A 25,964-nucleotide genomic window follows, 5' to 3' on the forward strand; every position below is an offset into this window, starting at 1 on the left:
GTTACACAACTAACCCATCGCGCATATGAATCGTTCGGTCCGAAATTCGGGCAAGCTCCTCATTATGGGTAACGATAATAAAGGTCTGCTGAAATTTATGTCTAAGATCAAAAAACAATTGATGTAAAGCCGCTGCATTCTCTGAGTCAAGATTACCCGAAGGTTCATCTGCCAAAATAATGGAAGGATCGTTGATCAAAGCACGAGCCACAGAAACACGTTGTTGTTCGCCGCCAGACATTTCAGCAGGCTTGTGGTCAATGCGATGAGAAACCCCCAATAATTCAAGCAATTCTTTTGCTTTAGCTTCCGCCTCGGACCTCCCCTTTCCCTGAATAAAAGCTGGAATACATACGTTTTCCAAGGCAGTAAATTCAGGCAGCAAATGGTGAAATTGAAAAACAAAACCAATATGTTCATTTCGGAAAGCACTGAGCTTTTTAGCATTCAATTTTTGAACATCAACACCATTGATGGAAACCGTTCCCTGATCTGGCTTATCCAAGGTACCAATGATGTGCAACAGTGTACTTTTACCAGCTCCTGAGGCACCAACAATACTGACGATTTCCCCTTTTTCAACAGCGATATCAACACCTTTCAAAATCGGTAATGACCCATAAGCTTTGTGAATTCCTTTGGCATGTAACATCATAGGACAAAGATAAATAAATTTACGATACCACGTGTTTGAATAAATAAGCTGTTATTTCTCTATTCCAGCCATTTTATTTTGTCTAAATGTCAAAAAATAGATAAAAGAGCAACTTATCCCTTGTCTTATCCCCCAAAAAATTATATTTTTACGCCAAATATTTTTGCAAATGAACATTCACGAATATCAAGGAAAGCAAATACTAAAGAGCTTTGGTGTGCGCGTACAGGAAGGTATCGTAGCAGATACTCCAGAGCAAGCTGTGGAAGCGGCCAAAAAAATGAAAGAAGACTACAATTCTGATTGGGTTGTTGTTAAAGCTCAAATTCACGCTGGTGGCCGTGGTAAAGGTGGTGGTGTCAAGTTAGCTAAGAACTTAGATGAAGTCAAACAAAGAGCAACTGACATCATTGGTATGCAATTAGTAACGCCTCAAACTGGACCTGAAGGTAAAAAAGTAAACAAAGTTTTGGTAGCTCAAGACGTTTATTATCCAGGCGAGAGCGAAACAAAAGAATTCTACATGTCTGTATTATTAGACCGTGCTAAAGGACGTAACATCGTTATGTACTCTACAGAAGGTGGTATGGACATTGAAGAAGTGGCAGAAAAAACACCACACTTGATTTTCAAAGAAGAAATCGATCCAAAAGTAGGCTTACAAGGATTCCAAGCACGTAAAATTGCTTTCAATCTTGGTCTTTCTGGTGCTGCACACAAAGAAATGGTAAAATTTGTTGCCGCTCTTTACAAAGCATACGATTCTACAGACTCTTCTATGTTTGAGATCAATCCGGTATTAAAAACTTCAGACGACAAGATCTTAGCAGTTGATGCGAAAGTAAATCTTGATGAGAACGCATTGTACCGTCACCCAGATTACGCTGCTATGCGTGATGTAACTGAGGAAGATCCAACGGAAGTTGAAGCTGGTGAATCAAACCTAAACTATGTTAAATTAGATGGTAACGTAGGTTGTATGGTAAATGGTGCTGGTTTAGCAATGGCTACAATGGATATTATCAAAATAGCTGGTGGTGAACCTGCAAATTTCTTGGACGTAGGTGGTACTGCAAATGCTGAAACTGTAAAAGCTGGTTTCAATATCATTTTAAAGGACCCTAACGTAAAAGCGATCTTAATTAATATCTTCGGTGGTATTGTTCGTTGTGACCGTGTTGCTCAAGGTGTAATTGATGCTTACAGCGAAATCGGTAACATCCCTGTTCCAATCATCGTTCGCCTTCAAGGTACGAATGCTGAAGAAGCGAAAAAATTAATTGATGAGTCCGGTTTACAAGTTTATTCTGCAATCTTATTGAAAGAAGCTGCTGAATTGGTAACGAAAGTATTAAAAGGTTAATTCCTTTAATCATCATAACAAAAAGCGCGGATTAGAAATAATCTGCGCTTTTTGTTTCTACTCCTCCTATCGTTCGCCACACAGACAAAAAGTTCTCTTCTTAGCAAACCTATATTCATCGCAAAACGAGCTGTGTGCCATTTCCCAATCTTTGAGTTTTCACCTGTCTTTATTTCAAAATATATCTCCTCTATGCGCTATAATGAACCATCATGAAGTGAATTAAATCAACATTTATAACCAATAAACCAACAGAATAGCTTATTTTTGTATTGCTTTTTTGACAAAGCATCTTTTACAAGTCAATCTCCAAAAATTAAGATGGAACACACAAGAATAAAGGAACTATTGAATGCCACAGAATTTGGCAAAGAGGTCGTTGTTAAAGGTTGGGTAAGAACTTTCCGCAACAATCAGTTTATAGCAATCAATGACGGTTCGTCAATCAATAATATTCAAGCAGTTGTCGATTTTGAAAATACACCTGAGGATATCTTAAAACGTATCACCACTGGAGCAGCAGTTCGCGTAAAAGGTCAGTTGATAGAATCACTGGGTAAAGGACAAAAAGTTGAGGTTAAAGCTACTGAAGTAAGTATTATTGGCGACTCTGACCCCGAAAAATATCCATTACAACCCAAAAAGCATAGCTTAGAATTTTTACGTGAAATTGCGCATTTGCGTTTCCGTACCGGAACATTCAATGCGGTATTCAAAGTGCGTAATGCTTTGGCATTTGCTGTACACAAGTTTTTTCAGGAAAACGACTTTGTCTATATGCATACGCCAATCATCACAGGTTCGGATGCGGAAGGTGCCGGAGAAATGTTTCAGGTTACAACCCTGGATTTAAAGAATCCTCCACGCAAAGAAAATGGAGATATCGATTTCAAAGAAGACTTCTTTGGAAAACCGACGAACCTTACTGTATCGGGCCAATTGGAAGGGGAACTTGGTGCCATGGCATTTGGAAACATCTATACGTTCGGTCCAACATTTAGAGCGGAAAACTCAAATACAACACGTCACTTAGCCGAATTTTGGATGATCGAACCTGAAATGGCTTTCTATGAATTAGAAGACAATATGGACTTGGCCGAAGCTTTGCTGAAATATGTGATTAAATACGCTTTGGAAACCTGTCCAGAAGAAATTGAGTTCTTAACCAATCGTTTATTGGAAGAAGAGAAATCTAAGCCTGCTGCAGAACGCTCAGAATTAAATCTTGTTGAGAAATTAAACTTCGTATTAACAAACGATTTTGAACGCGTTACCTACACAGATGCCGTTGAAATATTAAAGCGTAGCAAACCAAACCAAAAGAAACAATTCAAATATTTAATTGATGATTGGGGCGCTGATTTACAATCTGAACACGAACGCTATTTGGTTGAAAAACACTTCAAGAAACCTGTTATCTTAACAGACTATCCGCGCGAAATCAAGTCCTTCTATATGAAGCAAAATGAGCCGGATGCGCAAGGAAGAAACACCGTACGTGCCATGGATATTCTTTTCCCAGGTATTGGTGAGATGGTCGGTGGTTCACAGCGTGAAGAAAATCTTGATCGCTTACTCGATCGCATGGCTGAAGTTGGTATTCCTGCTGAAGAAATGGAGTGGTTCTTGGATACGCGCCGATTTGGATCGGTACCACATTCAGGATTTGGCGTAGGTTTCGAACGCCTCGTTTTATTCACGACGGGAATGACCAATATCCGCGACGTCATTCCATTCCCACGTACGCCGAAAAACGCAGAATTTTAATATAAAGAACAACAGCCAAAACAAAATATTTTGGCTGTTGTTCTTTTAGATATAGCGTATCTGAATGCAGATAATAACCATTGCCCTATTGACATCCTACAACAGGGCCTGAGATTAGACCTAATTCAGGTACTTAACAAAAATAGAAAATGCTCATTAAAATATATAACGACAATCCCAACCCCAAGGCAATAGAACAGGCGGTTGATATTCTTCGCCGTGGTGGTGTAATTATCTACCCTACCGATACTGTATATGGTATTGGCTGTGATATCACGCAACAAAAAGCCATAGAACGAGTATGTGAAATTAGAGGTCTAAAACCAGAAAAGGCTAATCTATCATTTATATGCTATGATTTAACAGATATTTCGCAATACACAAAATCCTTCGATACCTCCGTATTCCGTGTATTAAAAAAAGCCCTGCCTGGACCCTTTACTTTTATTTTTAACGCAACAACTAAAGTCCCTAAGCTGCTAAGTTCCAAAAAGAAGACTGTGGGTATCCGTGTGCCAGACAATAATATTGTTCGTGAAATTGTTAAACAATTAGGCAACCCTATTGTGACAACCTCCATTCACGATGAAGATGAAATTATTGAATATTCTACTGATCCCGAATTAATTCACGAAAAATACGAAGATCTAGTTGATGCTGTTATAGATGGCGGTTATGGCGATAATGTCGCATCTACCGTGGTTGATCTTACAGAAGGAACTTTTGATGTTATTCGTGAAGGAAAAGGTGATTTGGAGCAATTCCTATAAAAACCAACTTTCAATAGAAATTCCCCATATTAACCTATTTGCAAAATTCCCTCCAGCAGCATTGTTGGTAATTTGTGCATAAATTACTCCCACCAACATACTTATTAACAAAACAAGCCACTTATTAACACAATAAATGTTAATAAGTGACTTGTTGACATATGCATATTAGCATAAAATGTGTATAAGTAGCCACTTATCAACACCATATTGTTAATAACACAAAGCGAAAGGATTCAAAAAAATAACAAATTGTGTAAAACTAGGGGGTTATACACATAAAAATGTGTATAAGATGGCATTCATCGACAAATCCGTTAAATAGCATGTTTATAAAAAAACTATACTAACAGATCCCTGTGGAAAGTTAAGAACCATACTCCACCCGCCTTTTTATCGCCATGTTGAAAAGGTCAAATCCGCGCTTTGTTTCTATAAGGAGTTTTCCCAGAAAAGGAACCAACAATCCAGAAAACAATTCACCTTGGACAAATCTAACTTGTGTAGCGCCCACTTGCTCTAACCTAAAATAATGCTCACCATCAAAAATACCTGGAAAGAATAAATCTCCTTTCCAGCGCAGCTCGTTATTCTGTTCAATAGAAAGGAATTTTGGATTCATTTTGATCTTAAATCCGTTTGGTTGTTCTAAAAGCACTTTGCAGCGTTTTCCTACTACCGGTTGCTTTTCAAACCGTTTGATTGTTGGGCTCCATTGGGAATAAGCCTTAAATTCACTTAATACCTGCCAAACCTCTTCTGCTGTTGCATCAATGAGAATACTCGTTTCAATCTTTTTCATTTGTCTTCTTTTTATCGTTGAAACGACAAAATAGCTCAAACTCCTTCACCTGTCTTCAAATAACGATAAAGCGTATGTGATGCTATTCTAGTTTCGTCTTAATTTCAATTATTACAACTGCAAACAAACTACTCCAAGCTTAATATGAACCGTGTAAATGTATAAATACATAAATTTTTGGTTACGTGCTCCATTAAGCAAACTGTTCGTTAACAGCTACAGGACAAAACTAGAAAAAGACAGACAGCTCGCTCTTGACTTTTATCAAGAACTTATTTTTGCTCGAATACGACTCAGGGTTTCTGGGCTCATACCCAATACGGAGGCGATATATTGAAGGGGAACTTGTTGGAATAATAATTTATGTTGTTCAAAATATTGGACATATCTTTCTTCAGCAGTTAGGCAAATAAAATCCGAGATTCGCTGTTCCATGGTGCAAAAGCATTTTGCTAAAAAAGCCTTCTCAAATTTATTCCATTCCACAATTTCCGATTCCATTTTCTGGTAATCGGACTTTGACAAACGGTATACCGTACAATCGCTAATGCATTGGAAATTCCATATGGAAGCCCTGTCAAAAATGAAAGAAGCAAGATCTGTCACAAAATGATTCCTTGTACCTATCCATTGCGTAAACTCTCCTTTTTTTGACCAAGCATATTGACGGATTAATCCGGATTCTATCACAAACAGATTGGAAGAGTAATCGCCCGCCTTGATCAGATATTCACCTCGTTTTAATTCAATACGCTCGAAGTTTGAGAAAAGTTTTAAGGCACTAGCCTCAGAAATAGGGAAAAAATCTCGAAAGAGTTGATCTAACATGAAAGGAGGATTTATAAAATCACGACTTCTTCAATAATGACGTGACCTACATATTCATTTACCCTTCCTAGAATTTGTCTTCGCATAAGCGCCAATTCATTCTTAATAACAGCAGACTCTACACGTACGAACAGTTTTTTATCACGAACATATAGCTGCTGCGTGCGATTAGCAATAGCTTTACCAATCAATTGAGGCCAAACAGATGCGATCGAAGTTTCATCAAATTTCCTTCGTAGTTTATAAGCTTCAAGAAGACGCTCAACCCCCTCCTTAATCGTCATATCGTCGCTTGACCGAATGAATTCTAGGCTTTTTTTAGTTTGCTTCTTATACATTGACTTGTCCTCCTTCAATATCAAATATACGAACAGGTCGGCTGATTTCGTCAAAGATTCGCTGAATTCTCATGGAATCTGTATCCGTCAGGAAAATCTGTCCAAAATCATCTTCTGAAACCATCTGCATCAATTTATGTGTACGGCGATCATCAAGTTTATCAAAGATGTCATCCAAAAGAAGTAAGGGCTTAAAACCCTTTTTCTGCTGGAGATAAGAATATTGTGCAAGCTTCAGAGCAATTAGAAAAGATTTTTGTTGGCCCTGAGAACCAAACTTCTTCAAGGGCATTCCACCGTGAATGGTAAAGATCAGATCATCTTTATGTATTCCTTGCGTTGTGCGTTCCAGCATACGGTCACGTTCCAAATTCTTCTCTAAAATATTTAGAAACGAATCTGTCATTAAAGGCGATTCATATTGTAATTGAACAGACTCTGCATCCTCGGTGAGGAACTGATAGTGTCGGTCAAACTCCGGCTGAAATTCCTCCATAAAAGACCTTCTTTTTTGAAAAATAATATTTCCAACTTCTTCAAGTTGAAAATTGAGAATTTCGATTAGGCCAAGATCCAATACACTGGTTTGACGTGCTTGTTTAAGGAGACTGTTACGTTGGGCTAAAAACTTATTATAAATAATTAGGGTATCTAAATATTTATTATCTGTCTGGGAAATCACATTATCCACAAATTTTCTGCGCTCTTCACTCCCATCTGTTACGATGATGCTATCATTTGGGGATACCATGACCAAAGGAAATAAGCCGATATGATCAGCCAGTCGGGGATAATCCTTTTTATTTTTTTTAAATTGCTTTTTCTGATTTTTTTTAAGACTACAAGAAATGAAATCACTAATTGATTCTTTATCAAATTCACCCTGTACCATAAACCAGTCATTGCCTGATTTGATATGCTGCGAATCAATTGGATTGAAATAACTTTTACAGAGTGATAAATAGTGAATCGCATCCAAAAGATTGGTTTTACCAACACCATTATTCCCTGTAAACGCATTTACCTCGGGGAGAAATTCCAAAGATGATTCCGAGTAATTCTTGAAATTTAGAACAGAAAGTTGCTTCAGCCACATAGCACAAAGATACGCTATTTGGATTGCTAAAAATTATTTTATTTCCTCAAAATCCACAAACTCACCTGCGGTTTCAGTCCCTTTGCGTTCAGGGCTTTCTTTCGGTGGAATGTAATCGACATGTACCTTCCCTTCGGGCTGAGACCTTTTACTTTCCTGTTGTCCTTGACCATTAAATTCATAATAAAATGTACCGCCTGATCCTTGGCTACCGTATGCTCCACCTTGCTGCTGCGCTTTTTTCATCAACTTTTCAGCTGCTTTACGCATTGCAAATGGTAAAAATAATCTAAATAAGAATCTTACTACAAAGTAAACAGCGAATGTAATAAGTATAAATTTTAAAAATGCCATAGTTAATTCGTTGCTATTTTCTCAAATTTAACCAATAACTCGATAAACTGTTGTCTTTAAATTGTCAGATAAGAATTTATTAACAAATTTTAAGACTTTCCTAATCGCCCTTTTGTTTCCAAAATAATTCGATAGAGCTCTTCCTGGCGCTGTGTTCCCAACACATAGGTAAGACCATCTTTATCTGTTAAAAAAACAGCATTTTTACCTCCAGCGAAGAATTTAATCTTTCCTTTTGTATGCAGATTATAAACAGGATTATTGAAAAAGAATGTGCTATAAGGCGCCTTTTCTATTTTTGTAATAGAGGCAAGATCGATTTTGACGACCCGAGTAGACCATAGTCCACTAATAAGTATATGGTCTTGAAATACTTCCGTACGGAATAATACCATATACATCATGACAATAGACGTGATGATAATACCTACTCCTACAATAAAGAACAATTGGCTCGATATCAAATGGTCTAAATTCAAATAAAATGCCGTAAAGCAAAAAAGTACGAGCACTAAACGCACGCTTATCCAAACACGGTCACGACCTAAATATTGATTTTCCGAATAGAGTACACCTTCTTTCATTTACTTAAGATTTAGCTATTAATTTGGAGACTTCGCACCATTGTTTCTTACTATTTGAACTCATCAATAGTATCATTTTTGCTTTTACAGATTTTGCATCACCCAGGATCCTTCCTTCATTTTTAGCATCAACAATTTTTCTTGCTAATCAGTTCTGCAAACTAAAGTAAGGACTTTTTTTGTATTGGTGGTAATTTTATAACGATTGTCCATGCGATAATTGGCTACCCATAGAATATCTCCATTTCCATTTACCACGATCGGAATATTTTCCTTTTCAAATAAGCTGATCTTCTTATTGATAAAAAAATCACTCAACTTCTTGCGCCCTTCCATACCTAAAGGATAAAAGCTATCACCAACTTTCCAGGATCGAATCGTGAGCGGGAAAACTAAAACATCATAATCCAGCTTTGCAACCTCACTCGCTTTGACAATAGCTAGATCTGCAGAAACATCGGCATGAAAACAATAGTGTTTCCACTCCACAGTCGAGGTTTCGGAGGTGATTAAAGCCTCATCGGGAGAAATAAATTCCTTTTCACGAATAAAAAGTTCATTTCTATCCAAGAGCATATGGTAGGCATCGGATTGAAAAATACGCCCAGACTCTCTTGACCAAGCTTGTTGAAGATCACTTAGTACCGGCTTTGAGAAATTAAAAGCCGAAAACAACTCATAGAGCAAAGGCAGATTATCCATATAGGGTTCCAGATCTTCTTTCCGAACTCCCCAACCCTCATCTATAGGATAAAACAGTTTTCTCCGAATGGGCTCCACAAATTGCTGCAACAGCTGGTAAGATTCCTTAAAATGATTGATATTCTGCTCGAAGACCATCTCAAAATCTGGCTGAAGTTTTTTAAAATGTGGGATGATATCAATCCTTATTTTATTACGCGCATATTTTGTTGAAAAGTTGGATTGATCGTCTCGATAAGCAATCCCATACATATTAACAAAATGTTCAATTTCGCTTGCCTTCAGAAAAAGTAGTGGCCGAATGATGCGTTCTCTGATAGGAAAAATACCCTGGAGTCCTTGGAGACCGGTTCCACGTGAAAGGTTCAGGAGTACCGTTTCGATATGATCGTTCAGATGCTGAGCTACTGCAATTCGATCGAACTGCAGCTCATGTCGCAATTTCTCAAACCAAGCATAACGAAGTTCCCGTGCAGCCATTTGAATCGAAATCTGATGGTCCTTTGCGTAAACTTTCGTATCAAAGTGCTTCACGTATATTGGAACATTATTTTCCGTTGCAAATTTTCGAACTAACGCTTCATCCTCGTCAGATTCTGCCCCCCTTAATTGAAAATTACAATGTGCAATAGCAATCGTATACCCTGCTTTCGCAAATAAATGTGCCATTAACATCGAGTCCTTTCCCCCACTCACCGTAAGCAATATTTTATCACGAGGCATCAACAAATGCTCCTTTTCAATATAGCCCATTAGTCTTTCCAGCACATTCATATAACAAAGTTACGGTATATTTTGTCCGAATGATAAATTCAAGTCTTAAAATTTGTGAAATCCAGTGAAGTAGCAATTAAAATCCATATTTTTGCCCTTGTGAAACAATACATTTATACACTTATTGTATTTATTTTAACTGGCTTGTCGGTCCAAGCACAGAAACAGGATGAGCTAAAGCTTCTTTCATCATCCCATATTATTACTGGAAAAGATGGCAATATCCTCTTTTACCGTCCGGTCTATGAACATGTGGGCTCAACGCTATCATCAGATAGTGGCTATTTACATAAAGACAACATTGGCCGACAATTTTTTGAAGCCTTTGGAAATGTGATCATTACTCAACCCGACGGTACGCAGATATTTTCCAATAAATTACACTATGAAGCGGCCATGCAGCTCGCTACACTTACGGGCGCTGTACGAATGGTCAGCACCAGTGGCTCTATACTGACAACCGATCACCTTGTCTATAATATGCGAAGTAAAATTGGTAATTATTACAGCGGTGGGCGTATTCTATCAGGAAGCGATACAATTACAAGCCAGCGAGCTACTTATTTCGAAAATACAGGGGAATCTTATTTCAATCAAAAAGTTGTCGTCCGATCAACCAATGTAAAAGTCTACACGGACTCCATGAAATATAATGGTAATACACGCATTACTGATTTCTATGGGCCTACCAATATCAAGGGAAATAAAGGGGAAAACCTGTATACTGAAAAAGGCCGATACCATATGGCAACGGGCCAGGCTTATTTCTCTAAAAACAACCTCTACACAGAAGGAACAAAGTTTCTTAAGGGAGACAGTCTTTTCTACGATAGACAAGTGGGAATCGGTAAAGCCGTAAAAAATGTGGTCTTTGTTGATACCTTAGACAAATTTTACGCCTATGGTGGATTTGGTTTGTACAACGGGGGGAACGAATCCATTACAATGACGGACAAACCCCTGATCATTTCGGTCGTCAAAAAAGATTCAACACAGAAAGATTCTGTATCTTCTTTGTCCCCTGTCCAACAAAAATCGGAGAAAGAGCTAAAAAATGAAGCTAAAGAATTGAAGAAGATTGAAAAAGAACAACACAAAGATGACCTCAAATCAAATAAAACCACATCCGAAGTTGTTCTAGAAGGAAAGGAACATCCAGATAAAAATATCAAAAGCGGCAATAATAAACCACTTAAGGCTGATTCACAGGTAGATTCTGTTTTTATGACAGCCGACACTCTCTTCTCACAGATGATATTTCGTAGAGATTATATTGCAAAAGATTTTAAATTGAATCGTGAAGGTGGGGCTATTGAGGATGACAATGAGGTCGACTATGGTGACCAGGATTCCAGCTCAACAACAGTTGATTCCACGGGTACATTAGAAAACATAAAAGATAACCTTCAAAAGGGAATAGACAGTTTGCCTAAAAAAGACAGCGGCAAACCTGTTCTTGAAAAGAGCATTAAAAAAGTACAGGATACACTTACAAATAAGAAACCGATTGCAGCAAAGAAAACACCAGCTATTATCGGTGATCAAAACAAGATAGAGATTGAAAAAAACCTCAAGGCCGATAGTGTATTGCGTAAAAAAGCGATCATCCCGAAAGGCGGTGAATCCGATAAACTGATGGGAGCAGCTTTAAAAAATGCCCAACAGGGTAAACGGGATTCTCTCGCTCAGGATACGGCCAAAACACGGATTATAAAGGCATACTATAATGCCCGATTATTTAAATCGGACTTGCAAGCTGTAGCAGATTCTATGTATTATGGTATGCAAGATTCCATGTTCAGACTGATGGGAAAACCAATGATGTGGGCCGAAAACTCACAAATATCCGGAGATACCATATTCTTACAGGTAAAGAATCAAAAATTGGACAATTCGCTGCTCGTCGGTAACGCTTTCATGGTAAACGCAACAAGCGACTCATTGAAATTCAATCAGATTAAAGGTCGGAAGATTACCAGCTTTTTCACCAATAATCGTATGGAACGTCTGTTTGTTGATGGCAATGCTGAAAATATCTTCTACAATATTGATGAAAAGACCAATATAACCACTGAACTTATCCATGATCGAAGCAGCCGCTTCAAGATCTTAATGGAAGATAATAAGCTGAAGGAATATGTATCTATTCGGAAAGTGGATGGCAAAGTCTATCCTATTGCTGAAGTCACGGCCGACAAGGAGTTTCTTCCGAATTTCACCTGGCGCCCCGAAGATCGACCTAAATCAAAAGATGATTTATTAAATCGAAAAAGGGATCTTTCAAAAGCGTCATTTACGGTTCCGGCGGCACCAGAAGGTGAAGAATCTGGAACAATGAAGTCTATTAAGAAAGGCGATAAAACAACTACCCCTCAAAAAGGTGCCGCCAAGAGAGCTGATTCGAACGAAACGATCGAGAAAGAAAAAGAGGTGGACGCTACAAACAATAAATCAAGCGCTGTCACCAAAACAGCTAAGCCATCTGAAACAACGGATAAAGCTAACGCTACGAAAACAAGTGTAAAGACCGCAACTGACAAAGTAGCTGCAAATTCCGACTCAACAACTAGTAAATCAGCGATAATACCTGCTCAAGATAGTACCCAAACAAAGGTAAAAGCTAAATAATAGCAGAAGTCAACAAAAAAGGAAGCGCAAAACAGATTGTTTTGCGCTTCCTTTTTTATTCAAGGCTTCAGCCGATCCTATCAGATTACGATCCCTCCCGAGTAAATCGGAAGCTCCTGCTTCTAATCTAATTGAAAGAAATATTAACCTATTTTGTTTTTAAGTATTCAGCGAGTTTGCCTACAGCAATCGCTCGATGGCTAATGCTATTTTTTTCCGCAGCTGTCATTTCGGCAAACGTTCTATCATAACCATTCGGAATAAAAATGGGATCATAACCAAAACCATCAATACCCTTACGCTCTTCAATAATTTTCCCCTCGATACTTCCTTCAAAAAAGTGCTGCTGCTCATTCAAATATAATGAAATAACTGTTTTGAATCTCGCTGTACGATTGGGGTTATCGCCTAAATTTTCAAGGACAAGATCAATATTCTTTTCCATGTCCCTCGATCCGGAATAACGTGCTGAATAAACTCCAGGTTCACCATTTAATGCATCAATTTCCAAGCCTGAGTCATCTCCAAAACAATAAAGACCATATTTGTTCACCAAATAGTCCGTTTTCTGCTGGGCATTTTCCTCAAAGGTCACTCCTGTCTCTGGAATATCATCGTTACAGTCAATATCATTTAAACTTTTAATTATAAAAGCACTCCCCACGATCGCTTGGACTTCCTCCAATTTATGGGCATTATTGGTTGCAAATACAAGTTCTAGCATCTTCTTCAAATTTAGTTTTTTGTTGTTCTTTCGCTTTATCGACAGTACTCCTCACTTTGCAGCGGGCTACGATCTTTGCATGAAGTCACACCCCCAAAAATAAGCATTACGATATATATATTCTGTAATAAAACTTATATTTGGCAGCTATTAACCCAATAAAAAATAATGAAAGAGTTTTCTTTAGCAGTTCGTCTACTGCTTACCTTAGCGATGGTGTCGCCAAGCAGTTCATTTGCACAAAAAATGAAAGCTCTTTCTGGAGATTTTGATTTCGTCGGGATACCCAATTCCAATGACAGAATAGCTGAGGGTTACGCTAAAACTGCAAAGTCCCTTGCCAAATTAATAACAAAGAAGATTAAATAATAGATGGGGTTTAAGAGCTTACATTCCCTCTTAAATCCCAATTTTTATTCATAACAAGTATCTGATAAAAATCAAGAAACAATAAAGGTCTTAAATTCGTTCCAGAACAGCTTCTTTTTATTCACATCGACAAACATCTCTTCAAAACTGAACGTATTAAAAACTGTTGCAATACGGCCTTTCATGTAGGCATTATGTTCAATAAATGGAAGTTTCAAAGACGCGGGTTCCACACCCAACAATATAATCTTAGTTGGTTGGAAAAACTGCATAATGCGCTTAAAATCATTCGGGTTATGGGAATTTGCCAAATTGAGTACCGCAACGGTCTCTTTGGTCAATTTCAAGGCACCAATTGTTTTTTCAAAAGCGTCCAATGCAGCTGGAGAAAAGTAGGGATATTGCTCGTAGCGTAAAATAAAAAGTACTCCCTGATCCTTATTTCCTTGATATATAAATTCACCACCCAATACCTCCAGATGGTTAACAGTATCGCCGTCCCTGCCGGTCTCAATAGCCACAGCGGCCTGCTCCGCACCTACCCCTACTGCCACATACGAGGTATCCTTCGTTGTCGATGATGCTTGTACAACAGCTGTTTGTGCATGAGCACTGTTCTCCTCCTGTAAAGGATGTGCAGACAGATCGGCTTGAAAATCAAAACCATTTCCAAAGATTGTTTCATCCATTAAGGTCTGAAGTGCAACGGGATTATCTGTTGTAAGATTGCTCATCGGGAAAAGAAATATTAGACAGTAAAGATAAAGAAGAAAAAGAGAAAAGAAAAAGGAGCGAAGAATCGCTCCTTTCTATATGTCAAAAAGATTAATGACCTAAGATATACGAGAAAATTAATGGCGCAACGATCGTCGCGTCAGATTCTACGATAAATTTAGGTGTATCAATATCTAATTTGCCCCAAGTGATTTTCTCGTTTGGAACAGCACCAGAGTAAGAACCATACGAAGTTGTTGAATCCGAAATTTGACAGAAATAAGCCCAGAAAGGTACTTCTTCCCATTCAAGATCTTGATACATCATCGGAACTACACAGATTGGAAAGTCGCCAGAGATACCACCTGCGATTTGGAAAAATCCAACACCCTTACCTGCCGAGTTGTTACGGTACCATTCTGTCAAGTAAATCATGTACTCGATACCCGATTTTACTGTACTTGCCTTCAATTTACCTTTGATCACATTGGAAGCGAAGATATTACCTGTCGTTGAATCTTCCCATCCCGGACATACAATCGGCAAATTTTTCTCAGCCGCTGCAACAATCCAAGAATCTTTCGGGTCGATCTCATAATATTGTTCTAATATGCCTGAATTAACAACCTGATAAAGAAATTCATGTGGTAAGTAACGCTCGCCTTTAACCTCAGCAGCATGCCAAACATCTTCAAGATGTTTTTGCAAACGACGAAAAGCTTCCTCTTCCGGAATACAAGTATCTGTAACACGATTATAGTGATTATCCAACAGCTCTCTTTCTTGCTCAGCTGTCAAATCTCTATAATTCGGGATTCTTTTGTAATGTGAGTGTGCGACAAGGTTCATCACGTCCTCTTCCAAATTAGCACCAGTACAAGAAATAAAGTGTACTTTATCTTGACGGATCATTTCTGCCAAAGAAACACCCAATTCAGCAGTAGACATTGCACCTCCCAAAGAGATCAACATTTTTCCACCATCTAATAGATGTTCCTCGTAACCTTTTGCAGCGTCTACTAATGCAGCTGCGTTAAAGTGACGGTAATTATGCTCAATAAATTGAGAAATAGGTCCTTTTTGAGTACTCATGATATTTTCTAACTTTTATAAAATAATAAGTACCGCAAAGGTACTGAATATAATCTATTTTCGTCCCAATAGAGATTCAAAACGCGTATAGACCACATTTTTTTAACAAATGTAAAAAGAATGGTATTCCAATGCTGCGATTATAAACGTGACACTTCTCCTTCAATTGAAGTCTGTTTGACCTTTTGCTTTTTATAAAGGCCAAATGTATAGTTAAAATTTAGGCCAATAATTCTTGAATCGACCATTGTTTTAGAATAAATGTTGAATCCCTGTCCCAAAATCTCTCGTTTCAAAACACGGCTATGAAACAGATCCCGTACTGTCAGCGTAAGACTTAACGCATTCGAAAATTGCTTATTGACCGCCAGATGCATTTCATATAAAGGTTTTATAACTGTCTGTGCATAAAGCACATTAGTTCGGTATGAGTTTATCCAATTTACAGTCATTTGATAAGGTAAATTTAACTGCATCATAAGATTACTCTGAAAGGACCAAATCCCCCGATTGATCAGAAGATCATTCAACTCCGTTGGTATATTTTTATAATGTATATATTGAATCTGACCAAAACCATAGAGCATCAAATTTTTAACAATGGATTTTCCCATATTCATCGAGATAGCAGCACTCTTAACACCGGCAATATTCTGATAGGTTTGCGTATAATTTTGCTCACTAAGCTGATGGACCATGGAGATATAATTTCGATGATTGATCAAAGAAAGTCCAATATTCCATTTTTGACCATGAACATATTTAAGATCCATATTATCTGACAATTGAGCAGAAAGCTGCGCATTACCCTGATAGGTTGTGCTTGGATCGAAAAAGAAAATGGAAGGGTTCAGATCTTGATAATTAGGCCGTGATATTCTTCGCCCATACGCGACCTGTACCGCTTGACCATTATTTTCAGCTATTCGATAAATACCAAAAACGGTCGGGAATAGATTGAACATTTGCTTCCTTCCACTCGCTTTTCGATCTATGTAGTCAATTTTCGTCTGAAATTGTGCGTATTCAGCACGTACACCTAATTTAATCTCCCATTGCGCAAGTTTTAGTTGAAAATCCGTATAAATCGCTTCCAGGTATTCGGTTTGTTTAAAAGTATTTTCTAGGCTATCATCGTCGGCCATTACATACTCTTTTTCCCCTTTTTGATAATGTCCATACGATTGACGTTGGGACCGACTCGCCTGAAAGCCTGCTTCCATAGAAAAGGACCCGCTAAGTTTCCGTTGAAAATCACCCCTAATACCAAAAAGATCAACAGAGAACGGGTTATTTGAGCGCAAAAATTGCTGCTGCTCTTGCTGGTCAGAAAAAAAAGGTACTGTCCTTGTCTTCAAGTCCTGTTTCCTAATGCTGCTGTAACGCAAATAATCAAAATCGAACTGAAGCGCTTTATTCTTATTTTCCCCAGCAAAATCATAGTGAAGATTTATACTATTTCTATGCAGCGGATTTCTCAGGTTACTCGTTGAAGCAGTGGATTGCTTCAATGTTCCATCGGCTGAAAAATCATTTTGATAGACACCTATCTCTTTATAATTATTACGAAGATAATTCCAGTTCAGTTCAACAGACGACTGCTTGTCGATCCGATAATTCATGCCCAAACGACCATTTAATTCCTGTGTGTTATTCGTTTCCTTATTCAGCTGTCCGATCACATAATGAACATTTTCACTATACGCAAGTTCACGCTTGCGGTCAACATCAAAATAATTCGAAGAGCGTGCAACGGAAAAACTGGAGTTTAAGGACCATCTCTTCATTCCATACTGAAGGCTCACGCCATTATTATACTTCCAAAGCCTACCCTTTGATGCACCTAAAAAAACATTTCCTTTTAGACCTTTCAGTACATCCTTTTTTAAACGAATATCAACTACCCCACCAGCCCCCTCCGCACTCCATTTCGCAGGTGGTATAGTCATGAGATCAATGCTCTCTAAAGAGCTTGCCGGTATAGATTTTAAATAGCCGACCAAGGAAGTTCCGGTTAGATAGGTCTGCTTGCCATTGATGGTAATCAATACGCCCGTTTTTCCCTGTAACGACAAGTTACCTAATTCGTCTACCTCTATACTCGGAATGGCATTTAAAACAGCGAAAGTATTTCCATTCAATAAAACGGGGTTGCTGCCTGGTCGAATACGGACCCGGTCCAAAAGCTGCTGTTCGAGAGGCCTTGCCCCCTCTACAAGCACTGTGTCTATCCGTCTTGAATCGGATCCATTATTCCGCAGCATCGTACTGTCAGTTAATTGTTGTTTAGTTTTGGGAACCATTTGCGCCAATAACAGACATGGCAATGCCATGGATAACCATAAGAGTATCCTAAACTTCATGATATAAACGAAAATTAGTGCTTAGTATTCGAAACTTTGATCTATAGCGTGGGCTAGTTTATTGACAAAGTCAGGTTTCACATTTTTATCAATAGCATTGATGTTATCCAGCTCAAGGAGAAGCGCCGGTATTTTAGCACAACGTAAAATCGCTAGCTTTGTATTTATCGCCGGAGCACTCGCAGCCAGTCCATTCTGTTGCAACATTTGTCCCAAACTAAACGCAAATTTGCGGTTAAGCTCTTCTAGCATCGTATGATTAACCCCCGACTGATATAATATTCGAATAGGAAGAGATTCTTTGTCTTTTACATTGTCGAAATGGATCGATAACAATAAATCCCCTTCAAAGTTCGATCGGTCTCTGAGTAATTTATATTCATCAGCAGTCCTTGACAACACTACTTTGTACCCTTTGCGCTCCAGCTCCTGTTTCAAAAGCAAACAGGTTTCCCAGGTCAATGATTTTTCTTCCAATCCGAAAGATGAAATCCCCCCAGTGTCTTTCCCGCCGTGTCCGGGGTCAAGGATGATCGTTTTAGACGGATTCTTTTTCCCATTTAAAGATGCGGAAAACCAAACACTCTTCGGGGGATTAATAAAAGAGTAAAATAGCAGTAAAAGGCCTAATAAAGGAACGGTCAATACATATTGCCATCTATTCTTTTTAGAGGAAGGTTTTGCCATCATGGCCTGAACCCGTTCGACCAGCTCATGCCTATTGTTAAATAAACTGCTCTGCAATCCAGCAGGACAGGCCTGCTGTGTTAAAGTCAGTAGAAAACGGGCATAGCTGCTGTTACCATATCGATTGGCCAACACCTCATCAACCTGATATTCATGCACCAAATACAGCTGTCTACGCATCCAATAAACAAATGGATTTAGCCAAAAAAGGCAACGAAAAATTTCTATAAACAATTTATCCCAACGATGTTTAAAAACAATATGCTGGCTCTCATGTTCAAAAATTAATTTTCCATCTGGCGTATCAAGCTGATCTTCTTCCATAACAATTACATGCTGAACTGAACAATTTGCATAATGTCCAAAGGGAGCAACCATCGTAAATCCTTCAAATTTATACTGACTCAGCTGTCCAATACGACGGCCTAAGCGGATATAGCGTAACGCAAATCGGCATAACAAAACAAAAGATACAAGTAGATAACCATAAGCAATGCCAGATCCAATCGAAAAGGAATGCCAGTAAGAATCGACCATTTCTGTTTCAGATACGAGATCACCCGAAGCTCCTATCGAATGAGCAACTGTGTTCGATTGTTCAAAAGCGAGCACTGGACTTGTCGGCGAAAGAAATAGTTCGCCCAAACGTACAGTTCCAAATGGCAGAAGCAGACTCAACAAACATAAACCCAGGATAAAATAACGGTTCCATTGAAAAAATGAAAGCTGTCTGAATACCAGAAAATAAAGAACTGCCCCGATTACCAGACTGCAGTTAACTTCTAATAAATAATAAAGTAAGCTATTCATGATCTTCGTGTTTTTTGATGAGTTGTTCTATTTTCTGAATATCCTCCGCCGAAAGCTTCTTTTCTTTTACCATAAAAGACAGTAAGTTTTCAACCGAATCATCAAAATAATGATCGAGCACTCTTGAGAATGATAACTTTCGGTATTGCATCTTCGAAATCAAAGGATAATATTGATAAGTCTTTCCGAAGGCTCTATAACCTACATACCCTTTCTTTTCCAATATTCTTACAATCGAGGAGATTGTATTATAGGGTATGGAACTACTTGGATCCAAATACTCAATAATATCTTTGACAAAGACCTCTTTGAGCTTCCAGATCACCTGCATGACTTCCTCTTCTTTTTTTGTTAATTCTTCCATAATTCGATACGTTGTTTATACTAACATAAAGTTATAACTTATTTTTCAGTTTTACAACTTAAAAATAAGTTATAAAACTGAAAAATAAGTTTACAGAAGATATTCAATCAAAAAAAAGCTATTAAAACCTACTTTTTCAACAACTTAGAGAAAAACAAATAGGCCGCCACCAAAAAAATAACGATAATAATCAGGACAATAATCTCTTGTGTCCCTATTCCCCAGTTCATACTATTCATAATTTTTTTTCCAATTTAAATGATCCATTTCTCGCATTGATCTAAAAAAGTTTGGTCTATATCTGCGCCGATTCCAATGTGGTCTGAGATATGTATTTTGTATCCGTCATATTGAATACCGCCGATAACAGGATCCTCCAGATGGCCAACCATACAAGTGTCTAGATCAAAAAACTTGACATTCGGGGCAGCGTAAGCGAAATGTACTTTAGCAGCCAAAGCCAAGCGAGATTCCAGCATCCCTCCGATCATACAAGTAATGCCGTATTCCGCGGCAATATGATTAATTTTTAAGGCCTCTTGAATACCTCCTGATTTCGAAAATTTAATATTGATATAATCGCAAGCATCAGCTTTACAGAGACGCTCTGCGTCATGGTGAGAATAAACAGATTCATCCGCCATCACGGGAACAATAGTTTCTGTGCGCAATTGTGGTAAATATTCGTCATCCCAAGTACGCATTGGTTGCTCACAAAATTGTATCTTAAAAGGTTCCAGCCCCTGCAAAGCTTCTATTGCCCCTGCATAAGACCAGCCTTGATTTGCATCAACTCGAATAGGCATTTCGAATCCAACAGCCTTACGTATTTCACGAATACGGGCAATATCCGTTTTTGGCTCCTTCCCCAGTTTAACTTTAAACATGACCGCACCTTCCTCCTGTAAACGCTTTGCCTTCAGCGCCATCTCTTCCGGAGATGCAATTCCTAAAGTGATATCTGTCGTAATCTCTCGTTTTGTTCCCTTTAGAAACTGATAAAGCGGCAGACCAGCATGTTTGGCGGCCAAATCATGCAAGGCCATATCAAAAGCCGATTTGATCGTTTTGTTACCGGCAATATACAAATCCAATTCAGCCAAACGCTCTTCTATGGCCAAAGGATCGCGCCCCTTCCAGATCTTTGCAAAATCTCTTGCCAGAACTAAGCAAGTATCTTGTGTTTCTCCAACGATCATCGGAAAGGCAGAACATTCACCCACACCATATATATTGGCATCGGTATATATACGTATAAAAGTATTTTGCGCATAGTCCATTGTCCCTGTCGCAATGACAAAAGGTTCCATAGGAATGCTTAATCGATAAATTTCAATTTCAGTTATTTTCATCTCATTCTCTTTAGTTAAGCCATGTCGATACAGCATAAAAGGATATGCAATACTTTGCCTAATTTATATATATTCTCGCAATCTTGGGATGCTTTTTCCATATCCCACAAAAAAATATTGCCAAATGTTGCATTATTCAGCTACGCATCAAACTGTATTAACAGCCACGAATACCAAATACAATATCAGCAACAAAACACTTCAAAAGAAATGATAAAATCAAATTAAACACATTTTCATTAGAATATTTACAATATTTACGTTTTTTATTCCTATATTAGCAATGTATAATATTTGAAAAGGAAAGATGATTCAACAAAGACCGAAAACGGAGGGCCTCTACGACCCTAATTTTGAGCATGACGCCTGTGGGGTAGGCTTTGTCGCCCATATAAAAGGGAATAAATCACACGCACAAGTAAAAGATGCATTGACCATGCTGGAAAATATGGAGCACCGCGGTGCTTGTGGCTGTGACCCAGAAAGTGGTGACGGAGCAGGTATCATGATCCAGCTTCCCCATGAATTTTTATGGGAAGAATGTATCAACTTGGGTATACAACTGGAAGAGCCAGGTTATTATGGCACAGGTATGGTCTTTCTTCCTAAAGAAGAAGACATGAACAAAATATGTCGGGATTTGATTGAGGAAGCGGCAGCAGAAAGGGGTATGAAATTCCTTGGCTACCGTCCAGTACCAGTCAATCGTGAAGGTATTGGACCAACAGCGCTCAGTGCAGAACCTGAAATTGTCCAATTTTTTGTCAGCAGACCGGACGGCGTTTCAAACACTGAAGAATTTGAACGCAAACTTTTTGTACTACGTCGCCTGATCATTCAAAAAGTTAAACAACAACAAGAATATCCTCTCCCTCTTTACTTTGCATCGCTTTCTTGCAAAACAATTATTTACAAAGGTCAATTAACAACATACCAGGTCGGAACTTATTATCTTGACTTACGCGATCCTCGTGTGGTATCTGCTTTTGGCTTAGTTCACTCGCGCTTTTCCACCAATACCTTCCCTTCATGGTCGCTCGCTCAGCCATTCCGTATGCTGGCACACAATGGCGAGATCAATACGTTGACAGGTAACCTGAATTGGTTTTATGCAGGTATGCGCGCTTTATCATCACCCTATTTTACGGAAGAAGAGATGGAAATCTTACTTCCAATCGTTGACCGTGGTCAGTCCGATTCGGCCTGCCTCGACAATGTAGCGGAACTTCTTTTACACAGCGGCCGTAGTCTCACCCACGTCATGTTGATGTTGGTCCCTGAAGCTTGGGATGGCAATACACAAATGGACCCTTCAAAACGTGCTTTCTACGAATACCATGCAACGTTGATGGAGCCTTGGGATGGTCCTGCAGCACTCTGCTTCACCGATGGTAAGCATATTGGCGCTACATTAGACCGCAACGGCTTACGTCCACTACGTTATGCCGTAACCTCAGACGACCGCGTCGTTGTTGCTTCTGAAGCGGGAGCACTTCCGATCGAGGAGTCTACCATCATCAAAAAGGGCCGTCAACAAGCAGGCAAGATTTTTCTTGTCGACATGGAGCAGGGCCGTATCCTTACCGATAACGAAGTAAAAGATCAGCTGATCAACCAGCAGCCCTACAGCGATTGGTTGGACAATTACAAAATCAAACTGGAAGAACTGGAAGAACCTCGTGTAACCTACACCTATCTTTCCAAAGATTCCGTTTTCAAATATCAAAAGACATTTGGTTTCTCCCGCGAGGACCTGGAAACCATCCTGACTCCAATGGCATTGACAGGGTACGAACCGACAGGCTCAATGGGGTCCGATGTTCCGCTGGCCATTCTGTCTGATCAACCACAGCATATTTCAAGTTATTTTAAGCAATTTTTTGCCCAGGTAACCAACCCACCAATCGATCCGATTCGCGAACGCTTGGTCATGAGTTTAGCAACATTCATCGGTAATGCAGGCAATATCCTGATCGAAGACAAAAAATTCTGTCACTGTGTGACTTTGCCGCATCCGATCCTGACCTCCAAAGAACTGGAGAAATTGCGCTCGATCGATACAGGATTGTTCCAAGCAAAAACCATTCAGTCTTATTTCCGCTCAGATGGTAAACCTGGATCATTGGAAGCAGGTCTGGAACGCTTGTGCCGTTATGCGGATGATGCCGTACGTGATGGTTTTGAAGTCTTAATTCTTTCAGATCGTGCGATCGACTCCAAACATGCAGCTATACCTTCATTACTTGCTGTTTCAGCGGTCCATCACCACTTGATCAAAACAGGTAACCGTGGTGCTGTAGGTCTCGTGGTCGAAGCCGGTGATGCTTGGGAAGTGCACCATTTTGCCTGCCTATTGGCATTCGGTGCCACTGCGATCAACCCTTATATGGCATTGGCGAGCATCCGTACGATGAAGGAACAAAATACCTTAGATACAGAGCTCACTTGGCCAGAATTATCCAAAAACTACGTCAAGGCCGTCAATAATGGTTTGTTGAAAATTTTCTCCAAAATGGGGATCTCCACATTGCAATCCTACCACGGAGCACAGATCTTCGAGGTACTCGGCATTGACAAATCTGTCGTTGATAAATTTTTCTGCGGAGCAGTCTCACGTATCGGCGGCATGACATTAGATGATCTTGCCAAAGAAGCCCTCTCAAAACACTGGCGTGGATTTGAAAAAAGCCGTACACCGCAAAATCTATTGCCAGAAGGCGGTATTTACCAATGGAAACGCCGCGGTGAAGGCCACCTTTGGAATCCCGACACGATTCACCTATTGCAACAAGCCTGTCGCACAGGAGACTACGCAACCTATAAAAAATATGCGCAGAAAATCAATGAGCAGAAAGAACATATGTTTACTCTTCGTGGATTGTTGGACTTTGCAAAACATCGCAATTCTATTCCATTGGAGCAAGTAGAACCTGCTAGTGAAATTCTAAAACGTTTCGCAACCGGAGCGATGTCCTTTGGATCAATTTCCCACGAAGCACATAGTACCCTTGCCATCGCCATGAACCGCATCGGTGCAAAATCGAACACTGGTGAAGGTGGAGAAGATGAATTGCGTTATCAACCGCTTCCAAATGGAGATTCGATGCGCTCAGCAATTAAACAGGTTGCCTCGGCTCGTTTTGGTGTCACGTCCAATTATCTGACACAAGCGGACGAACTACAGATCAAAATGGCCCAAGGTGCCAAACCGGGAGAAGGAGGTCAATTACCTGGTCCCAAAGTGGATGCCTGGATTGCAAAAACCAGACACTCTACACCGGGTGTCGGTCTGATTTCGCCACCACCCCACCACGATATTTACTCCATCGAAGATTTAGCCCAGCTGATCTTTGACCTAAAGAATGCTAACCGTCAAGCAAGAATCAACGTAAAGTTGGTCTCTAAAGCAGGTGTTGGTACCATTGCTGCCGGAGTTGCGAAGGCCCATGCCGATGTCATTCTTATTGCAGGTTTTGATGGCGGTACAGGTGCATCTCCAATCAGTTCAATCAAACATGCTGGACTGCCTTGGGAATTAGGCCTTGCAGAAGCGCATCAGACACTTGTTAAAAACAAATTGCGCAGTCGTGTCGTGTTACAAGCGGACGGCCAGGTAAAAACAGGTCGCGACATCATCATCGCTACACTATTGGGCGCTGAGGAATGGGGCGTATCTACAGCAGCATTGGTTGCCGGCGGCTGTATCATGATGCGTAAATGCCACCTGAATACATGTCCTGTAGGTGTTGCAACCCAAGATCCAGAACTGCGCAAATTATTCTCTGGAAAACCAGAAGATATTGTCAACTTATTTACCTTCCTCGCGGAGGAAGTCCGGGAAACAATGGCTTATCTAGGCTTCCGTACCATCAACGAAATGGTGGGAAGAGCTCAATTCTTGAAAAAACGCGAGAATATAAACCATTGGAAAGCTAAGAAAATTGATTTCACAGACATTCTATATGTGGAACGCAACGAGCCTGGACAATCGTTATACAATACCGAAGAGCAGGATCACGGTATGGCCATGATTTTGGATTGGGGCCTTCTAAAACAGTCAAAATTGGCTTTAGACAGCAAAACTCCTGTATTTGGCACCTTTAAGGTCAAAAATACAGACCGTACGATCGGAACAATGTTGTCCAATGAAATTTCAAAACTCTATGGTTCTGAAGGCCTACCTGACAATACCATCAATTTTAAATTTGAAGGTTCGGCCGGACAAAGTTTCGGTGCATTTTCAACAAAGGGTCTTTCATTTGAATTACAAGGTGAAGCCAATGATTATGTTGGAAAAGGACTATCAGGAGCTCAGTTAGCAATCTATCCAGTTGCAGAAAGTGCTCTTGTACCGGAAGATAATATCATTATCGGTAACGTTGCGCTATTTGGAGCAACATCCGGACATCTATTCGTCAACGGACAGGCCGGTGAACGCTTTGCCGTACGTAACTCAGGTGCAACAGCTGTAGTTGAAGGTGTTGGTGACCATGGCTGTGAGTACATGACTGGGGGCCGTGCGCTGATCTTAGGGGCAACGGGTCGTAACTTTGCGGCCGGAATGAGCGGTGGTATCGCATGGATCTACGACATTAACGAAGATTTCCGCGAAAACTGTAATCAGGAAATGGTCGACCTTGATCCATTGGAAAGTGAAGACGAAACCGCAATTATCGCCTTACTGAAACGTCATATCTTGCTCACCAATAGTCGTAGAGCAGATTTCATTCTACAAAACTGGTCAAGAGAAAAAAATAAATTCATTAAGGTATTCCCAAGAGAATACAAAAATGTCATTCGTCAAAAATTAGTTGAAGCATAATATAGG

21 protein-coding genes are annotated in these 25,964 nt (G+C 39.5%); 6 read left to right on the forward strand and 15 right to left on the reverse strand.

Annotated features, from left to right (window positions below; genetic code table 11):
* Window position 1 precedes the first annotated feature (1 nt).
* Window positions 2–652 (reverse strand): ABC transporter ATP-binding protein, encoded by a 651-nt coding sequence (locus GVK91_RS17620; protein WP_182333244.1) that lies wholly within the window; start codon window positions 650–652, stop codon window positions 2–4.
* A 172-nt stretch (window positions 653–824) separates the two neighbouring features.
* Between GVK91_RS17620 and sucC the strand changes: the two genes are divergently transcribed.
* The 3 genes from sucC (at window position 825) to GVK91_RS17635 (ending at window position 4,555) form a co-directional block, all read left to right on the forward strand.
* On the forward strand, window positions 825–2,018 hold the full coding sequence (sucC, locus tag GVK91_RS17625) for an ADP-forming succinate--CoA ligase subunit beta (protein WP_153846023.1): 1,194 nt from the start codon (window positions 825–827) through the stop codon (window positions 2,016–2,018).
* Window positions 2,019–2,339: 321 nt separating this feature from the next.
* Window positions 2,340–3,785 (forward strand): asparagine--tRNA ligase, encoded by a 1,446-nt coding sequence (gene asnS, locus GVK91_RS17630; protein WP_088160265.1) that lies wholly within the window; start codon window positions 2,340–2,342, stop codon window positions 3,783–3,785.
* 149 nt (window positions 3,786–3,934) lie between these two features.
* The gene (locus tag GVK91_RS17635; protein ID WP_120333498.1) at window positions 3,935–4,555 is read left to right on the forward strand and encodes an L-threonylcarbamoyladenylate synthase; all 621 of its coding nucleotides are present in this window, start codon (window positions 3,935–3,937) and stop codon (window positions 4,553–4,555) included.
* Between the two features lie 367 nt (window positions 4,556–4,922).
* On the opposite strand, the gene GVK91_RS17640 is transcribed toward GVK91_RS17635, so the two are convergent.
* The 7 genes from GVK91_RS17640 to tilS all read right to left on the reverse strand — a co-directional run bounded on the left by GVK91_RS17640 (window position 4,923) and on the right by tilS (window position 10,033).
* A complete protein-coding gene (locus GVK91_RS17640; RefSeq protein WP_153846024.1) occupies window positions 4,923–5,357 on the reverse strand; it encodes an SRPBCC domain-containing protein in 435 nt (144 codons plus the stop codon).
* 264 nt (window positions 5,358–5,621) lie between these two features.
* Window positions 5,622–6,185, reverse strand: a complete 564-nt coding sequence (locus GVK91_RS17645) for a Crp/Fnr family transcriptional regulator (RefSeq protein ID WP_153846025.1) — start codon at window positions 6,183–6,185, stop codon at window positions 5,622–5,624.
* Between the two features lie 11 nt (window positions 6,186–6,196).
* Window positions 6,197–6,469, reverse strand: a complete 273-nt coding sequence (locus tag GVK91_RS17650; RefSeq protein ID WP_227550177.1) for a DUF721 domain-containing protein — start codon at window positions 6,467–6,469, stop codon at window positions 6,197–6,199.
* A gap of 46 nt (window positions 6,470–6,515) precedes the next feature.
* Window positions 6,516–7,619 (reverse strand): DNA replication/repair protein RecF, encoded by a 1,104-nt coding sequence (locus GVK91_RS17655; protein WP_153846026.1) that lies wholly within the window; start codon window positions 7,617–7,619, stop codon window positions 6,516–6,518.
* 33 nt (window positions 7,620–7,652) lie between these two features.
* Window positions 7,653–7,973, reverse strand: a complete 321-nt coding sequence (locus GVK91_RS17660) for a DUF4834 family protein (protein WP_088160261.1) — start codon at window positions 7,971–7,973, stop codon at window positions 7,653–7,655.
* Window positions 7,974–8,062: 89 nt separating this feature from the next.
* Complete coding sequence (locus tag GVK91_RS17665; RefSeq protein WP_153846027.1) at window positions 8,063–8,557, reverse strand: hypothetical protein; 495 nt, start codon at window positions 8,555–8,557, stop codon at window positions 8,063–8,065.
* Window positions 8,558–8,701: 144 nt separating this feature from the next.
* Window positions 8,702–10,033 carry a tRNA lysidine(34) synthetase TilS gene (gene tilS, locus GVK91_RS17670; RefSeq protein WP_159730511.1) on the reverse strand — a complete coding sequence of 444 codons (1,332 nt, stop codon included), beginning with the start codon at window positions 10,031–10,033 and terminating at the stop codon, window positions 8,702–8,704.
* Between the two features lie 99 nt (window positions 10,034–10,132).
* Here tilS and GVK91_RS17675 point away from each other — a divergent pair, with 99 nt between their 5' ends.
* Window positions 10,133–12,661: an OstA-like protein gene (locus GVK91_RS17675; RefSeq protein ID WP_235032948.1), complete on the forward strand. Its 2,529-nt coding sequence runs from the start codon at window positions 10,133–10,135 to the stop codon at window positions 12,659–12,661.
* A 148-nt stretch (window positions 12,662–12,809) separates the two neighbouring features.
* Here the strand turns inward: GVK91_RS17675 and GVK91_RS17680 are convergent, their stop codons facing one another.
* Window positions 12,810–13,385, reverse strand: coding sequence for a non-canonical purine NTP diphosphatase (locus tag GVK91_RS17680; RefSeq protein WP_153846030.1), 576 nt, complete (start codon window positions 13,383–13,385; stop codon window positions 12,810–12,812).
* 168 nt (window positions 13,386–13,553) lie between these two features.
* Here GVK91_RS17680 and GVK91_RS17685 point away from each other — a divergent pair, with 168 nt between their 5' ends.
* Window positions 13,554–13,754, forward strand: a complete 201-nt coding sequence (locus GVK91_RS17685) for a hypothetical protein (RefSeq protein WP_159730513.1) — start codon at window positions 13,554–13,556, stop codon at window positions 13,752–13,754.
* A gap of 71 nt (window positions 13,755–13,825) precedes the next feature.
* Here the strand turns inward: GVK91_RS17685 and GVK91_RS27520 are convergent, their stop codons facing one another.
* The 6 genes from GVK91_RS27520 to GVK91_RS17715 all read right to left on the reverse strand — a co-directional run bounded on the left by GVK91_RS27520 (window position 13,826) and on the right by GVK91_RS17715 (window position 21,136).
* Entirely contained in the window at window positions 13,826–14,488 is a 663-nt protein-coding gene (locus GVK91_RS27520) for a hypothetical protein (protein WP_235032949.1), read from the reverse strand.
* Between the two features lie 91 nt (window positions 14,489–14,579).
* On the reverse strand, window positions 14,580–15,560 hold the full coding sequence (locus GVK91_RS17695) for a deoxyhypusine synthase family protein (RefSeq protein ID WP_159730515.1): 981 nt from the start codon (window positions 15,558–15,560) through the stop codon (window positions 14,580–14,582).
* Window positions 15,561–15,700: 140 nt separating this feature from the next.
* Window positions 15,701–17,923 (reverse strand): outer membrane beta-barrel protein, encoded by a 2,223-nt coding sequence (locus GVK91_RS17700; RefSeq protein WP_159730517.1) that lies wholly within the window; start codon window positions 17,921–17,923, stop codon window positions 15,701–15,703.
* A 21-nt stretch (window positions 17,924–17,944) separates the two neighbouring features.
* On the reverse strand, window positions 17,945–19,420 hold the full coding sequence (locus GVK91_RS17705) for a M56/M15 family metallopeptidase (protein ID WP_159730519.1): 1,476 nt from the start codon (window positions 19,418–19,420) through the stop codon (window positions 17,945–17,947).
* Window positions 19,413–19,784: a BlaI/MecI/CopY family transcriptional regulator gene (locus GVK91_RS17710; RefSeq protein ID WP_120333506.1), complete on the reverse strand. Its 372-nt coding sequence runs from the start codon at window positions 19,782–19,784 to the stop codon at window positions 19,413–19,415. Before GVK91_RS17710 ends, GVK91_RS17705 begins: the two co-directional genes overlap by 8 nt.
* 254 nt (window positions 19,785–20,038) lie before the next feature.
* Window positions 20,039–21,136, reverse strand: coding sequence for a mandelate racemase/muconate lactonizing enzyme family protein (locus tag GVK91_RS17715; RefSeq protein WP_159730521.1), 1,098 nt, complete (start codon window positions 21,134–21,136; stop codon window positions 20,039–20,041).
* A 307-nt stretch (window positions 21,137–21,443) separates the two neighbouring features.
* On the opposite strand from GVK91_RS17715, the gene gltB reads away from it, so the two are divergent.
* Entirely contained in the window at window positions 21,444–25,958 is a 4,515-nt protein-coding gene (gltB, locus tag GVK91_RS17720) for a glutamate synthase large subunit (protein ID WP_159730524.1), read from the forward strand.
* Window positions 25,959–25,964 lie beyond the last annotated feature (6 nt).

This window comes from Sphingobacterium sp. 18053 (genome assembly GCF_902706145.1).
Taxonomy (GTDB): Bacteria; Bacteroidota; Bacteroidia; order Sphingobacteriales; family Sphingobacteriaceae; genus Sphingobacterium; species Sphingobacterium paramultivorum.

Bases quoted from the DNA above. Each gene is read 5' to 3' on its own strand.
- asnS (WP_088160265.1), top strand. From the start codon at position 2,340: ATGGAACACACAAGAATAAAGGAACTATTGAATGCCACAGAATTTGGC.
- GVK91_RS17710 (WP_120333506.1), bottom strand. From the start codon at position 19,784: ATGGAAGAATTAACAAAAAAAGAAGAGGAAGTCATGCAGGTGATCTGG.
- GVK91_RS17700 (WP_159730517.1), bottom strand. From the start codon at position 17,923: ATGAAGTTTAGGATACTCTTATGGTTATCCATGGCATTGCCATGTCTG.
- GVK91_RS17695 (WP_159730515.1), bottom strand. From the start codon at position 15,560: ATGAGTACTCAAAAAGGACCTATTTCTCAATTTATTGAGCATAATTAC.
- GVK91_RS17635 (WP_120333498.1), top strand. From the start codon at position 3,935: ATGCTCATTAAAATATATAACGACAATCCCAACCCCAAGGCAATAGAA.
- tilS (WP_159730511.1), bottom strand. From the start codon at position 10,033: ATGAATGTGCTGGAAAGACTAATGGGCTATATTGAAAAGGAGCATTTG.
- GVK91_RS17665 (WP_153846027.1), bottom strand. From the start codon at position 8,557: ATGAAAGAAGGTGTACTCTATTCGGAAAATCAATATTTAGGTCGTGAC.
- GVK91_RS17705 (WP_159730519.1), bottom strand. From the start codon at position 19,420: ATGAATAGCTTACTTTATTATTTATTAGAAGTTAACTGCAGTCTGGTA.
- GVK91_RS17715 (WP_159730521.1), bottom strand. From the start codon at position 21,136: ATGAAAATAACTGAAATTGAAATTTATCGATTAAGCATTCCTATGGAA.
- GVK91_RS27520 (WP_235032949.1), bottom strand. From the start codon at position 14,488: ATGAGCAATCTTACAACAGATAATCCCGTTGCACTTCAGACCTTAATG.
- GVK91_RS17645 (WP_153846025.1), bottom strand. From the start codon at position 6,185: ATGTTAGATCAACTCTTTCGAGATTTTTTCCCTATTTCTGAGGCTAGT.
- GVK91_RS17680 (WP_153846030.1), bottom strand. From the start codon at position 13,385: ATGCTAGAACTTGTATTTGCAACCAATAATGCCCATAAATTGGAGGAA.
- GVK91_RS17685 (WP_159730513.1), top strand. From the start codon at position 13,554: ATGAAAGAGTTTTCTTTAGCAGTTCGTCTACTGCTTACCTTAGCGATG.
- GVK91_RS17620 (WP_182333244.1), bottom strand. From the start codon at position 652: ATGTTACATGCCAAAGGAATTCACAAAGCTTATGGGTCATTACCGATT.
- GVK91_RS17660 (WP_088160261.1), bottom strand. From the start codon at position 7,973: ATGGCATTTTTAAAATTTATACTTATTACATTCGCTGTTTACTTTGTA.
- gltB (WP_159730524.1), top strand. From the start codon at position 21,444: ATGATTCAACAAAGACCGAAAACGGAGGGCCTCTACGACCCTAATTTT.
- GVK91_RS17640 (WP_153846024.1), bottom strand. From the start codon at position 5,357: ATGAAAAAGATTGAAACGAGTATTCTCATTGATGCAACAGCAGAAGAG.
- GVK91_RS17650 (WP_227550177.1), bottom strand. From the start codon at position 6,469: ATGACGATTAAGGAGGGGGTTGAGCGTCTTCTTGAAGCTTATAAACTA.
- sucC (WP_153846023.1), top strand. From the start codon at position 825: ATGAACATTCACGAATATCAAGGAAAGCAAATACTAAAGAGCTTTGGT.
- GVK91_RS17655 (WP_153846026.1), bottom strand. From the start codon at position 7,619: ATGTGGCTGAAGCAACTTTCTGTTCTAAATTTCAAGAATTACTCGGAA.